Raw genomic sequence first — 14,022 nt, forward strand, 5'->3', positions numbered from 1 at the left:
GGCTCCCTTCCTTTTACCTCTGTAAGATTATAACTTTATGAAGTGCATGAAAAAATAATTTTTTTTGAATAAATGCATTTTTTTTTATTTAATTATGCATTATTTTTTTAGAATATCTATGAAAGCGCATTCTTTTAGGCTGGAAATATGCATAAGAAAGAATACCGTTGTATATTTGGTATTTTGTTTGGCAAATGGCTCACGTCCTAGGTTAATCAGGTCTGTTATTCTGTGTTTGTAATTAAGTTGAGGAGGTTATTTCACATGAGTCATCCAATTAATGTATTTTCTGAAATCGGGAAATTGAAAACAGTGATGTTACATCGTCCAGGTAAGGAATTAGAAAATTTAATGCCAGATTATCTGGAGAGATTGTTGTTTGATGATATTCCGTTTTTAGAAAAAGCACAAGCAGAACATGATGCATTTGCAGAGTTGTTACGATCAAAAGATATCGAAGTGGTCTATTTAGAGGACTTAGCTGCTGAAGCGTTGATTAATGAAGAGGTCCGCCGACAATTTATTGACCAATTCTTAGAAGAAGCCAATATTCGCAGCGAATCAGCAAAAGAAAAAGTTAGAGAGTTAATGTTAGAAATTGACGACAACGAAGAACTTATTCAAAAAGCGATTGCAGGCATTCAAAAACAAGAATTACCTAAATATGAGCAAGAATTTTTAACAGATATGGTTGAAGCGGATTATCCATTCATTATTGATCCAATGCCTAACTTATACTTCACACGTGATAACTTTGCGACAATGGGGCACGGGATTTCTTTAAATCATATGTATTCAGTAACTCGACAACGGGAAACCATTTTTGGGCAATACATTTTTGATTATCATCCTCGTTTTGCTGGAAAAGAGGTTCCTAGAGTCTATGATCGTTCAGAATCAACCAGAATTGAAGGTGGCGATGAATTAATTCTTTCAAAAGAAGTGGTGGCCATTGGGATTTCTCAAAGAACGGATGCCGCGTCAATTGAAAAAATTGCGAGAAATATTTTTGAACAAAAATTAGGATTCAAAAATATCTTGGCTTTTGATATCGGTGAACATCGTAAATTCATGCATTTAGATACCGTTTTTACCATGATTGACTATGATAAATTTACGATTCATCCAGAAATCGAAGGTGGTTTGGTTGTTTACTCGATCACTGAAAAAGCAGATGGAGACATCCAAATTACAAAAGAAAAAGATACATTAGATAACATTTTATGCAAATACTTGCATTTAGACAATGTTCAATTAATCCGTTGCGGCGCTGGGAATTTAACCGCAGCAGCCCGTGAACAATGGAACGACGGTTCAAATACATTAGCAATTGCCCCTGGGGAAGTTGTTGTTTACGATCGGAATACGATTACGAATAAAGCGCTAGAAGAAGCAGGCGTGAAATTGAATTACATTCCAGGAAGTGAACTAGTACGTGGCCGTGGTGGCCCTCGTTGTATGAGTATGCCACTTTACCGTGAAGATCTTTAAAAAACACCCAAAAATAGGAGGAATCATCATGAATTCAGTATTTCAAGGACGTAGTTTATTAGCAGAAAAAGATTTTACAAGAGCAGAATTAGAGTATTTGGTAGACTTCAGTATTCACTTAAAAGAATTGAAGAAAAAAGGGATTCCACATCACTATTTAGAAGGAAAAAATATCGCTCTTTTATTTGAAAAAACTTCGACACGGACACGCTCTGCATTTACTACAGCAGCGATTGATTTAGGGGCACATCCTGAGTATTTAGGCGCCAACGATATTCAATTAGGTAAAAAAGAATCTGTTGAAGATACAGCGATTGTTTTAGGTAGTATGTTTGACGGGATTGAGTTCCGTGGGTTTAGTCAAGAAGTAGTGGAAGATTTAGCGAAATATTCTGGTGTTCCTGTTTGGAATGGTTTAACGGATCAATGGCATCCAACACAAATGATTGCGGACTTTATGACAGTGAAAGAAAACTTTGGTCGTTTAGAAGGAATCACTTTAGTATATGTCGGCGATGGCCGTAACAACATGGCAAACAGCTTGTTAGTGACAGGTGCTATTTTAGGCGTAAATGTTCGCATTTGTGCACCAAAAGAATTGTTCCCTTCTGATGAAGTCGTTAATTACGCAAAAGAATTTGCGAAAGAATCTGGTGCAGAATTAATGATTACAGACGACGTTGCTAAAGGCGTTAAAGGAGCCAACGTGTTATATACAGACGTTTGGGTGTCCATGGGTGAAGAAGATAAATTTGAAGAACGTGTCAATCTGTTGAAACCTTATCAAATTAATATGGCTATGTTAGAAAAAACCGAAAACATGGATGGCGATTTAATCGTATTACACTGTTTACCAGCCTTTCATGATACGAAAACACAATACGGAGAAATGGTTGCTGAAAAATTTGGCATTACTGAAATGGAAATTACGGATGAAGTCTTCCGCAGTAAATATGGTCGTCAATTTGAAGAAGCAGAAAACAGAATGCATTCTATTAAAGCGATCATGGCAGCTACTTTAGGCAACTTATTCATTCCTCGTGTGTAGGAAGCAACTGAAAAAACATTGAAAAAAGAATAGTTGTTTCGCCCTTTAAGAGTTTCTTTTGAAGGGCGGCCTATTCTTTATTATGATAGGAAAGAAGGATTTGTAATGGGGAAAAAAATGGTCGTTGCACTAGGCGGAAATGCCATCCTTTCAAATGATGCTAGCGCACACGCACAACAGCAAGCATTAGTTCAAACATCTGCCTATTTAGTTCATTTAATTAAACAAGGGCATCGGTTGATTGTTTCACATGGCAATGGTCCACAAGTCGGTAATCTATTATTGCAACAACAAGCAGCTGATTCTGAAAAAAATCCAGCAATGCCGCTAGATACGTGTGTTGCTATGACACAAGGAAGTATCGGCTACTGGTTGTCCAATGCGCTTAATCAAGAATTAAATAAAGCAGGAATCAAGAAACAAGTGGCTACTGTTTTAACACAGGTGGTGGTGGATCCAGAAGATGAGGCTTTCAAAAATCCAACAAAACCGATCGGTCCATTTTTAACAGAAGCTGAAGCCAAAGAAGCAATGCAAGCAGGTGCTATTTTTAAAGAAGATGCAGGACGTGGATGGCGCAAAGTCGTTCCAAGTCCTAAGCCAATTGACATCCACGAGGCTGAGACTATTAATACCTTAATAAAAAATGATATAATTACCATTTCATGTGGTGGCGGCGGCATCCCTGTCGTAGGACAAGAATTAAAAGGTGTCGAAGCAGTAATTGATAAAGATTTTGCTTCTGAAAAACTAGCAGAATTAGTGGATGCGGATGCACTAGTTATTTTAACTGGCGTGGATTATGTGTGCATTAATTATGGCAAACCAGATGAAAAACAATTAACCAATGTCACTGTAGCAGAGTTGGAAGAATACAAACAAGCGGGTCATTTTGCACCAGGTAGTATGTTACCGAAAATTGAAGCCGCCATTCATTTTGTAGAAAGCCAACCTAATAAACAAGCAATTATCACTTCTTTGGAAAACTTAGGAAGTATGAGCGGCGATGAAATCGTAGGAACGGTTGTGACAAAATAAAGTATAGTATTTAGGAGAATTAAGATGATGATAGAGAAAATAATCACTAAAAATAATCAAGATTTTCAATACTTTTCTGAATCAGAACTAACAGAATTGCGTAACGAGAGTTTCGTTCGCTCCTATAAAAAAGGCCAAGTCCTTTTTTATCCAGGTGATCCGAGAAATCATTTAATTTTATTGGTTTCAGGTGTCATTAAAATTGAAAAAAATGATCGCAGTGGTAATTTTTCCTATCTGCATTTTATGAAAAAGCAGGCTCTTTTTCCGAGAATCGGACTGTTTCAAGATGAGGTTCATTACGACTCCGCGATTGCCTATACGGATATTGAGGTTGTATTTGTGCCAGTTAAACTGTTTGAGCGTTTTCTCCAAAATAATCCCCAGCAATTGATTCATTGGATTCAAGAACAATCGGTCCTTTTAAAAGAAAGCATGATCAAAATCCAAAAAGGAACAACCAATGATGCATGTGAACGGATTGTGACATCACTGGCGATGTTATTAAATGATTTAGGAGAACGAATTGACAACAGAGAACGCGTTGCAATTGCTTGTCCAATTACCATTAATGACATTGCACGAATGAGCGGAACTACGCGGGAAACAGCAAGCAGTGTTATGAAAAAATTAGTCCAAATGAACCGTATTAGCTACAGTCATAAATTCTTAACTTTTCTAGATACACCATTCTTTATTGATCGATTGAGTAATTAATCATAGAGAAGGGAGATACAGGAAAGTAGGTTCCTGTATAAAAGGATATGGCAGAAAAAAAGAAGAAAAACAAAAAACAGCTTTCGTCTTTTAGTATTTTATTTATTATTTTAATTGTTTTAGGTATCGTAACGGTCTTGCTAAATGGCCAGCCATTTACCCCAAGAGAAATTGATGGCAAAATGGTTGACCACGTGGTAGGGGCCAAATTATCGGATATTATCATGGCTCCATTCAATGGGTTTAAAGATGCCATTGAAATTAATATTTTTATTTTAGTACTCGGTGGCTTTTTAAATATTGTGACGCAAACTGGGGCTCTTGAAGCAGGGATTCAATCAGTCGTTAAAAAGTTAAAAGGGAACGAATTGAAAATCATTCCGATTTTAATGATTTTATTTTCTATTGGTGGGTCGACTTATGGAATGGCAGAAGAAACAATTCCTTTTTATGGTTTATTGAGTGCCACCATGGTCGCCGCTGGTTTTGATACGTTTGTCGCAGTGGGGACTGTGCTATTGGGTGCAGGATCAGGTGTTATCGGTTCAACGGTTAACCCTTTCTCCACAGGGGTAGCGATGGATGCGTTACGAGGTATTGGCATTCAGCCGAATACAGGAATTATTTTAATTGTCGGTGCTATTTTGTGGGCGGCCTCTACCAGCTATTCTATTTTCATTGTGATGCGTTATGCGAAAAAAGTGAAGGCTGACAAAGGTTCAACAATTTTATCTTTACAAGAACAAGAGGATATGGAAAAAACGTATGGACAAGCAGCGTCGAAAGAAATGCCATTTACGAATCGTCATAAAAAAATCTTAATGGTATTCGCTTTCTGTTTTGTCGTTATGATTGTTTCCTTAATTCCATGGAACGACTTTGGAGTGACGATTTTCAAAGGCTGGACGTCTGTTTTAACAGGCAACAGTTTCGGTGACTGGTACTTTGGCGACTTAGCGATGTGGTTCTTCCTTTTAGGGATCATTGCTGCCTTGATTGGTCGCTTTACTGAAAAAGAAACCATTGAAGCATTTATCGACGGTGCCAAAGATATGTTATCCGTTGTTTTAATCATTGTAGTTGCTCGCGGGGCATCTGTTTTGATGTCTAAAACGTATTTAGATTCATTTATCCTTGATAAAGCGGCAGGCTTATTACAAGGACTCTCCCCAGTTTTATTTGTCATCGGTGCCTTTGTTTTATACTTAGGTTTATCTTTCCTAATTCCTTCAACTTCTGGCTTAGCGTACGTTTCCATTCCTGTAATGGGTGCGTTAGCTAAAAACATTGGTTTAAGTCCAGAAGTGATGGTTATGATTTTTGCTTCAGGTTGTGGTTTGATTAATTTGATCACGCCAACATCTGGTGTCGTAATGGGTGGTTTGGAAATTTCCAAAGTTCAATATGCCACTTGGACAAAATTCATGGCCAAACCAATGATTGTCTTAGGCTTAATTAACCTAATTATCTTAATTGGCGCGATGTTACTCTTTAGCTAATCAAAAATTTTTTATGTTAGGGCTTCGGCTTTCGGAAAAAAGAAGAAGCAATGAAACAACAGCGACTACCTAAAAGTAGTCGCTGTTGTTTCATTTTGATAATTGTTGAATTAACAATTTTGCGACAGCGCGGACAGAAAAAGGGTTTTGCCCAGTGATTATAAGGCCATCTTGATACGCAAATTCTTTATAGGGGCGTTTTTTCGCAAAAGTAGCACCATGTTCTTTGGCAATTGTTTCGTTTAAGAAAGGAACAACTGCTTTTTTCATGGCTAAAATTTCTTCTGCAGTAGTGAAGCCAGTAATGGTTTTATCTGCAATCAAATAATTTCCTGACGCATCTTTGACATTTAAAAGACCAGCAATTCCGTGACAAACAGAAGTTAGGTATTTGCCCTGTTCGTAAAGGCTACGAGTGATTGCTTGCAACTGAGGGTTATCAGGAAAGTCCCACATAACGCCATGGCCTCCTGTAAAGTAAATTGCTGCGTATTCATCTGGCTCAATTTCTTCAAGAGAGAGGGAATGCGCTAGCGCTCGTTCTTGAAAATCGGCACTTCCATAAACCGCCATAATGGATGAATCTACATATTTCATACTCCGGGGATCCAAAGGGACATAGCCTCCTTGGGGACTAACATAGTCAACTGAAAATCCTGCTTTGGTTACTTCTTCCACGAACTCCGTGGCTTCACCTAGCCAGAGGCCAGTCGGTTCTTCGGTGCCGTGATAACGGGAAACGTTTGTGAGGACCACGAGAATTTTTTTCATGCTTGCTTCCTCCCTGGCATAATCGACGTAATGTGGGTCAATAGTTGTTGGAGTTGCTCAATTTTGGTGGTATCGTGAGAAAGTGAGTAATAATTTTTAGTTCCTTCACTGCGACAATCAATTAATTTGGCTTGTTTCAAAATTTTTAAGTGGTGAGAAACAGCGGGGCGTGAGAGCTGTGTCGCCTCTGTTAACTCAGTGACACGACGGCCAACACAGGCTTGGTCTTCTAACAGTGCAATAATAATTGCTTGGCGTTTTTCATCACCCAATGCGATTAAAAAATCACTAAGCGCAGTAAATTCTGTTTGAATTTCTTCTAATTCTTTCATATTTTTCCGCCTCTTTGGTTCGTATTTTTAAACGATTAAACCATTTTTCGTGTTTTTTGTCAATAAAATACGCTGAGGGCTGAAACTTGACGTGGATTCCATTCTTCGTTAAGATACTAATTGATTAAAGGTTTAAACTTTTAAACCAATAAAAGAGATAGAAAGAGAGGAAAGATTCAATGATGAAAGCCGCTTTAATTCATAAATACGGACAAAAAGAATTAGCAATCGAGGAGGTGCCCTTACCCACCATTCATGACAATGATGTTTTGGTCAAAATTATCGCTGCCAGTATCAACCCGATTGATTTAAAAACAAAAGATGGTAAAGTAAAGATGCTTTTAAATTATCAAATGCCACTGATTTTAGGCAGTGATTTTGCTGGGATTGTTGTCTCTGTTGGAAAAAATGTTCAAAATTTTAGGCTGGGCGATGCAGTTTACGGACGAGTACCCAAAAATCGCGTGGGAACTTTTGCTGAATATATTGCAGTGGATCAAGCGGCTGTAGCTATGAAGCCGAAAAATTTAACGTTTGAAGAAGCTGCGGCCATTCCGTTAGTCGGTTTGACAAGTTATCAAGCGCTACATGATATTATGAATGTGCAGCCAGGCCAGAAAGTCCTGATTCAAGCAGGTTCAGGAGGGATTGGAACCATTGCGATTCAATTAGCAAAACTAGCAGGCGCTTACGTTGCCACCACCACGAGTAGTAAAAATAAAGAATGGGTTCAAGCGTTGGGAGCAGATGAAGTGATTGACTATCGGACACAAAATTTTGAAGAAGTTTTATCCGACTACGATTATGTGTTTGATACAATGGGGGGGACAATCTTAGAAAAAGCTTTCTCAGTGGTTAAACCTCAGGGAAAAGTCGTTACATTGTCAGGCATTCCCAACGAACGTTTTGCTAAAGAGTATGGCTTGCCGCTTTGGAAACAATGGGCCTTTAAAATAGCTACTCGCAAGATTCATCGATTGGAGCAAGCCACAGATGTTAGTTATCATTTTTTGTTTATGCGTCCAGATGGCGAGCAATTAGCTTTACTCACTGAGTTCATTGAACAGGGAAAATTACAGCCGATAATTGACCGAGTCGTTCCTTTTAGCCAAATTCAAGAAGCGGTGGATTATTCACTGACAGGACGAGCACAAGGGAAAATTGTTGTGAAAATCGCCGATGTTGATCACGACTAAGTAAAGGAGAATTGCAAGAAAAATAGGCCTGTTTTTCTTGCAAGTCTCAAAATTTACCATTTAAACGCCGCCTAACGAAAGTGATTTTAGGCGGGAAAAGATTTTTATAGAAAATCCTCATTTTTCCAGTTTCTATTTTGCAAATTCGTTATTTTTTGTTATTCTATTGATGACTGTGTATGCGCTTTCTTTTTAGGCGGATACACAAAAATGAATGGAGTGCAGAAAGGAATGGTGTTCAAAGTGGGGAACGATTTATCGACAGGAAGAGGAGAAAACAGAGAAACAATTGTCAGTTGGCTGGGTCTTTTGTTATTGGTTGGCTTGACGTTTATCTTATTTAGTCTGTTTCATCAACCAATGGTCAGCCAAGCCAATGAGCCGACCCAAGAGAAACATTTTATGGTTTATTATCGGGCTTGGCGTGACAAAACGATGCAAGGAGTTAATACAACATTGCCAGATGAAAATTGGCTAACGATGCACGATATTCCTTATGGTATTGACATTGTGAATGTCTTTAGTTATGTGCCAAAAGGACAAGAAGCACTTGCACAGCCATTTTATGATACGTTAAAAAATGAGTATGCGCCAGCATTACATGCACGAGGTGTTCGTTTAGTTCGAGGGATTGATTATAGCGAGCTATTAAAAGTTCCTTATGCAGGAACAACGCCTACAGAAGCAGAATTTGATGCTTATGCGAAAGAGTTGCTAACCAAATTTGTTGATGATTTAGGAATTGATGGGTTAGATATTGACATGGAAACTCGTCCAAGTGAAAAAGATATTGTTTTATCTAATGGTGTCATTCGTGCATTATCAAAATACATTGGACCGAAGTCGGGAACGGATCGTCCATTTTTGTATGATACCAATGCAGAATATTTACCACCTTTACAAGATGTCAGTGACTGTTTCGATTTTCTCGCGTATCAACAGTACGGCAGCGATGACCAACGCACGCAACGAGCATTAAATAATTTAAGTCCGGTTCTCAATGGGGAACGATTTGTTCCAGGATTAACTTTCCCAGAAGAGCAAGATCGCAACCGCTGGTATGACACAAAAGAGCCGTATATGGAAAGTAACATGTATAAAGTAGCTCGTTATTCTTATGAAAATAATTTAGGGGGCATGTTCCTCTATGCCTTAGATCGCGATGGTCGCACCTATAATGAAGACGATTTAAATCAGATAAAACCTTCTAATTTACTTTGGACAAAAACGGCCATTGCAGAGAGTAAAGGCGTTTCTCTTGCAGAGATGAAAGCGGCTGCGCAACACTATTTAAAACGAATTAGCTACGCCAACACAGACCTTGAAGCACAAAATAGAGCCGCAGAAGCAGTGACACAAGCAACAACGCTTTATGATGTGAATAAAGCTATTTTAGGTGGCGATTATGGCCAAGGGATTTCAAATACCTATGATGCTGAATTAGAAAAAGGCCTGTTAGCCATTGACTTAACCACTTTATATCGTACGTTGGATCAAGCAGTTACAGCCATTGAAAAGGCAGAAAACTATACACCAGAAACGATTCAAGCACTACAAACAACAAAAGAGACAGTCGCAACAGAACTTGCGGGAAAAACGTATACAGCCGCGCAAGTGACTACTTGGCAAACGGAGGTCCAAACAGCTTTGGATAATTTAAAAGAGAAACAAACACAACCTTTAAAAAGTGTCTTCTCCATTGATGCGGGAAGAAAATATTTTTCCGTGGAACAACTGGAAGAATTAGTGGCCAAAGCCAGTCAAAATGGGTACACAGATGTCCAATTAATTTTAGGAAATGATGGCTTACGGTTTATCTTGGATGATATGTCGGTCAATGTGAATGGTAAAAAATACAACCACAACCGGGTTTCAAAAGCAATCCAACGAGGCAACAACGCGTATTACAATGATCCTAATGGCAACGCGTTAACACAAAAAGAAATGGATCGGTTGTTGGCTTTTGCGAAAGCGCGCAACATCAACATCATTCCCGTGATTAACAGTCCAGGACATATGGATGCGTTGTTAGTGGCTATGGAAAAACTAGCGATTAAAAATCCCACTTTTGATGGCTCAAAACGCACAGTAGATTTAGGAAACCAAAAGGCAGTGAATTTCACAAAGGCGATTATCAGTAAGTACGTGGCTTATTTTTCCGCGCATAGTGAAATTTTCAATTTTGGTGGCGATGAGTATGCAAATGATGTCGACACAGGCGGTTGGGCGAAACTGCAATCTTCTGGGCGCTACAAGGATTTTGTCGCTTATGCGAATGATTTAGCTAAAATAATTAAAGATGCGGGCATGCAGCCAATGAGCTTCAATGATGGCATTTATTACAACAGCGACGATTCTTTCGGTACATTTGACCCAGAGATTATTATTTCTTATTGGACAGCCGGTTGGAGCGGATATGACGTAGCCAAACCTGAGTACTTTGTTCAAAAAGGACACAAAATTTTTAATACCAATGATGCGTGGTATTGGGTCGCTGGCAATGTTGATTCTGGCATTTATCAATATGACGATGCTTTAGCAAATATGTCGAAAAAAGCATTTACAGATGTGCCAGCAGGTAGCCCAAATCTTCCAATTATTGGAAGTATTCAATGTGTTTGGTATGATGACCCTCGTCGTGACTATGATTTTGAACGAATTTATACGCTAATGGATACGTTCTCGGAAAATTATCGTGAGTATATGGTGGTTAAATAAAACTAGTTAAAGCTAACGAGTTATCTATAAAGACTGGCACGAATCAAGCTTGATTCGTGCCAGTCTTCTTTAACGGAAGAAGATTTGTTTGAGTGCCAACAATCAATTTAGGAATGCCTTATTGAAATGTTCCTGTTCTTATTGTAGACTGAAAGAAGTGGTGGTGGAAAGCTATCACCATTAATAGAAAAGCAGGAAAATAAAAAGGATCTTGTTGGAAGTTTAACGCTTGGAAATGTAAGCGGAATCATTTTTGTTGGAATGCTAAAAAAGGGAGTAGAGTTATGAGTAATGAAAATATCGTCTTAGCAAGAAATACAGAGCGTGCACCAAAGCATCCTCTCGCAGCCCAAACAGTCGCATTTTCCCACTATAATCATTTGTCAGCACAGTTACCTATTGAGCCAACCTCTGGACAATTGGTAGAAGGTGGCATTCGGTCCCAAGCGACACAATGCTTGAAAAATATCCAAGCGGTTGTTGAAAGTATCAACCATGTGATGAGTGACATTGTCAGAATGACCATTTTTGTCAAAGATATGCGGGATGTTGCCGCAGTTGAGGAGGTCTATGCGGCCTTTTTTACCCATTATTATCCAGCTAAAACAGTGGTCGCCGTCGCAGATTTGCCGTTAGGCGCTTCTGTTCAAATGGAGGCACTTGTTTCAAATGGGGAAGGAACTATCCCTAATGCACCTCAAGCTGGGGATTTAATTAAATTAACAAATCAGACGGTTCAGGCACCAATTGATGCTTTAGCCAGTCAAACGGTTGCGTTTTCTCACTATAACAATCTGTCTGCACAATTGCCTATAGATCCTCAAACGGGCAGAGTTGTGGCTGGCTGTGTTAAAACGCAAACAAAACAATGTTTGAAAAACATAAAAGCCATTTTAACCAGTATTGATGTGCCTTTTGATGATATTGTGAAGATCAACATTTATTTAAAAGATTTATCTAAGCTGGAAGCTGTCAATCAAGTATATGCCGCTTTTTTCCCAGATTCAGGAATTGCGCGCACGGTCAATTATATGCCAGCACGAACAGTGGTTGCTGTTGCTGATTTACCAATGGGCGCGGCGGTGCAAGTAGAAGCGGTGGTTTCTCATGGAGATGGTACACCACCACAAGCGATTGAAGATCGACATGGATTAATTATTGAAGCAAATAATACAGATCACGCACCGAAGTGTCCATTTTCGACACAAACTGTTGCTTTTTCTCATTACAACCATCTATCAGCTCAGCTACCATTGGACCCTAAAACAAATGCGTTAGTTGCTGGCGGAATCAAGGAACAAACGACGCAATGTTTAGAAAACATTAAAGCGATTATTGAAAGTGTGGATCACAGCTTAGCTGATCTGGTGAAAGTGAACATTTTTGTGAAAGAGATTGAAGAGCTGGCGGCAGTAGATGACGTCTACCAAACGTACTTCCCTGAAGGCACGCCTGCCAGAAGAGTGATTGGTGTGACGGATTTACCAAAAGGTGCCCAGATTCAAATCGAAGCGATTGCTGGGAACGCAGAAGGTACGCCACCAATTGGTTAAACAGTAGAAGAAACAAACGTCAGCTGGCTTCTGAAGCCAGCTGACGTTTTTAGTATTTAGATAAATCAGTAAAGTAAGCTAGTTGCCATTTTTGTGTTTTTTTCGCGGTTTGATTAAGGTTTTGGCACCAAGAAGGATAAAAACGGGCTGCCATTTTGCCTTTTTGTTGGTGCGTTTTGAGAATTTTTTGTTGGATTAAACATTCTTTCGGCAGAAGAAAGAGACCTTGCTTTTCTTGATCAGAAATGACAATTGCTAACATTTCAGGGGCTTCCGTTGCATCAAAGGCTTCGTTCTGATTTTGTTGATTTTTTTCCCAAAAGGCTACAAAATAGCCTTCTTTTTTCGGCGTTTTTTTGGCTAAGCGACTGCGGATAAGTTGTTGCGATTCATTAACTTGGCATAAAAAGCCTTCATATTCGGCATTTTGTTTTTCTTCGGAAAGCAGGGTGATCGCGCCCACTGCTTTTTCAAGTATTGGTAATGAATTCATCATCTTCCTCCAAATTAAATAGAATAGTTGCGAGAAACAAAGGGGACTTCTTCACCATTTTCGAGCTGATTTAGATACAAAGCTAACATGAAAAAGTAACCTGAGAGTAAGTTGACTACATCATACAGCTGCGGATCAATTTTTTTACCACCATAGTCCATGCGATAAAGTAAACGAACAATATCTTTGGCTTTGGCTCTTAAAATGTGTGCATAAGAGGAACAGATTGTGCCCATCGGTAAAACAAAAGGACGATTTTCTTCGTATGTCAGTTCATTCATAGTATTGACACGTTCCAAAAGCCAAGCTATTTCTTCCTCTGTGACTGTTAATTTTGTTCGGGTCGTTGGATTGACATGGTAGATTAACTCGCAAATTTTAGCTAGTTCTTCTGTTAGTGCAGGCTGTTCAGGGACGTCTAATTGTTGCACATATCCTCGTAGAAGACCTGTCATCGAGGCTAATTCATCAGTCATTAATTCAAAATCACATCGTAAATCTTCTGGTTTAGAAGATAGATACGGGTACGCTTCATACGGACTGCGGTACATTTTTTCCATTCAATTTCCCTACTTTCTAAAAATAAAAAGCGCTCAAAAAGAATGCACGAAAGCCAATCTTTTTGAGCGCCGTTGCTCGACTGTTTACAGTACACCATTGTACTTGCTAAGGTAATCATAGCCAAGAGTGAAGGGAGAGTCAAGGGGGAATCAAAGTTGGAGAAAGAAAATGAAGCTAAGAATTACCAGAAGTAAACCAATCAATAAACTGACAAAACCAGAGATTTGACCCAATCGTTGTTGGGTAGAAGAAGGTTGATCGGTAACAGTGAGCAAACTTGAGAAAAAGTTCATTTTTTTCACGAGTATTAAATACGCAACAATAAGCAAAAGAATACCCGAAAAAAGGTACGAAAGGGGCTCAGAAATAAATTTTTGGGCACGAAGTAAAAAAATTCCTATGAAGAGGACAACAAAACCATACTTAAGAAAAGTTGCTTTTGACATGTTGAAATCGCTTCCTTTTAATTGATGAATTTTATTAATAGCCACTATTCTTATGATTAAATTATAGGACTTTGAGGGCGGTGGAGCAAAGGAAAAACGGAGAATGGTGGGAGGAAAGTGTGATAACACAAAAGAAAACCCGCTAGAAACACCTATAAA

Annotated in this window: 13 protein-coding genes; 8 read left to right on the forward strand and 5 right to left on the reverse strand. The window is 38.8% G+C overall.

The annotated features are described in order from the left end of the window. The first annotated feature begins 264 nt into the window (after positions 1–264). The 5 genes from arcA (at position 265) to HMPREF2810_RS00375 (ending at position 5,793) form a co-directional block, all read left to right on the forward strand. The gene (gene arcA, locus HMPREF2810_RS00355) at positions 265–1,491 is read left to right on the forward strand and encodes an arginine deiminase (RefSeq protein ID WP_002356129.1); all 1,227 of its coding nucleotides are present in this window, start codon (positions 265–267) and stop codon (positions 1,489–1,491) included. Between the two features lie 25 nt (positions 1,492–1,516). Further along, positions 1,517–2,539, forward strand: a complete 1,023-nt coding sequence (argF, locus tag HMPREF2810_RS00360; RefSeq protein WP_160747730.1) for an ornithine carbamoyltransferase — start codon at positions 1,517–1,519, stop codon at positions 2,537–2,539. A gap of 105 nt (positions 2,540–2,644) precedes the next feature. Next, positions 2,645–3,577, forward strand: coding sequence for a carbamate kinase (arcC, locus tag HMPREF2810_RS00365; protein WP_002383452.1), 933 nt, complete (start codon positions 2,645–2,647; stop codon positions 3,575–3,577). Between the two features lie 24 nt (positions 3,578–3,601). Beyond that, on the forward strand, positions 3,602–4,294 hold the full coding sequence (locus HMPREF2810_RS00370; protein WP_002363490.1) for a Crp/Fnr family transcriptional regulator: 693 nt from the start codon (positions 3,602–3,604) through the stop codon (positions 4,292–4,294). Positions 4,295–4,341: 47 nt separating this feature from the next. Beyond that, a complete protein-coding gene (locus tag HMPREF2810_RS00375) occupies positions 4,342–5,793 on the forward strand; it encodes a YfcC family protein (protein ID WP_002383451.1) in 1,452 nt (483 codons plus the stop codon). 90 nt (positions 5,794–5,883) lie between these two features. On the opposite strand, the gene HMPREF2810_RS00380 is transcribed toward HMPREF2810_RS00375, so the two are convergent. Together HMPREF2810_RS00380 and HMPREF2810_RS00385 are read right to left on the reverse strand one after the other, a co-directional pair. Then, positions 5,884–6,564, reverse strand: a complete 681-nt coding sequence (locus HMPREF2810_RS00380) for a type 1 glutamine amidotransferase domain-containing protein (protein ID WP_048942525.1) — start codon at positions 6,562–6,564, stop codon at positions 5,884–5,886. Continuing rightward, positions 6,561–6,896 (reverse strand): ArsR/SmtB family transcription factor, encoded by a 336-nt coding sequence (locus HMPREF2810_RS00385; RefSeq protein WP_002356136.1) that lies wholly within the window; start codon positions 6,894–6,896, stop codon positions 6,561–6,563. Before HMPREF2810_RS00385 ends, HMPREF2810_RS00380 begins: the two co-directional genes overlap by 4 nt. Before the next feature lie 179 nt (positions 6,897–7,075). On the opposite strand from HMPREF2810_RS00385, the gene HMPREF2810_RS00390 reads away from it, so the two are divergent. From HMPREF2810_RS00390 to HMPREF2810_RS00400, 3 genes are all read left to right on the forward strand, one after another. After that, positions 7,076–8,092, forward strand: a complete 1,017-nt coding sequence (locus tag HMPREF2810_RS00390; protein WP_002419416.1) for an NADP-dependent oxidoreductase — start codon at positions 7,076–7,078, stop codon at positions 8,090–8,092. A 210-nt stretch (positions 8,093–8,302) separates the two neighbouring features. Continuing rightward, positions 8,303–10,810, forward strand: a complete 2,508-nt coding sequence (locus tag HMPREF2810_RS00395; RefSeq protein ID WP_010714984.1) for an EndoS/ChiA family endoglycosidase — start codon at positions 8,303–8,305, stop codon at positions 10,808–10,810. Between the two features lie 284 nt (positions 10,811–11,094). Then, positions 11,095–12,363, forward strand: coding sequence for a RidA family protein (locus HMPREF2810_RS00400; RefSeq protein WP_002419414.1), 1,269 nt, complete (start codon positions 11,095–11,097; stop codon positions 12,361–12,363). A 49-nt stretch (positions 12,364–12,412) separates the two neighbouring features. On the opposite strand, the gene HMPREF2810_RS00405 is transcribed toward HMPREF2810_RS00400, so the two are convergent. From HMPREF2810_RS00405 to HMPREF2810_RS00420, 3 genes are all read right to left on the reverse strand, one after another. Further along, positions 12,413–12,856: a MepB family protein gene (locus HMPREF2810_RS00405; protein ID WP_010714986.1), complete on the reverse strand. Its 444-nt coding sequence runs from the start codon at positions 12,854–12,856 to the stop codon at positions 12,413–12,415. Between the two features lie 14 nt (positions 12,857–12,870). After that, positions 12,871–13,416 carry an ATP:cob(I)alamin adenosyltransferase gene (locus HMPREF2810_RS00410; protein WP_002383833.1) on the reverse strand — a complete coding sequence of 182 codons (546 nt, stop codon included), beginning with the start codon at positions 13,414–13,416 and terminating at the stop codon, positions 12,871–12,873. 150 nt (positions 13,417–13,566) lie between these two features. Then, the gene (locus tag HMPREF2810_RS00420; RefSeq protein ID WP_002383834.1) at positions 13,567–13,908 is read right to left on the reverse strand and encodes a hypothetical protein; all 342 of its coding nucleotides are present in this window, start codon (positions 13,906–13,908) and stop codon (positions 13,567–13,569) included. Positions 13,909–14,022 lie beyond the last annotated feature (114 nt).

The sequence above is a fragment of the Enterococcus sp. HMSC078F03 genome (genome assembly GCF_001811595.1).
GTDB lineage: Bacteria > Bacillota > Bacilli > Lactobacillales > Enterococcaceae > Enterococcus > Enterococcus faecalis.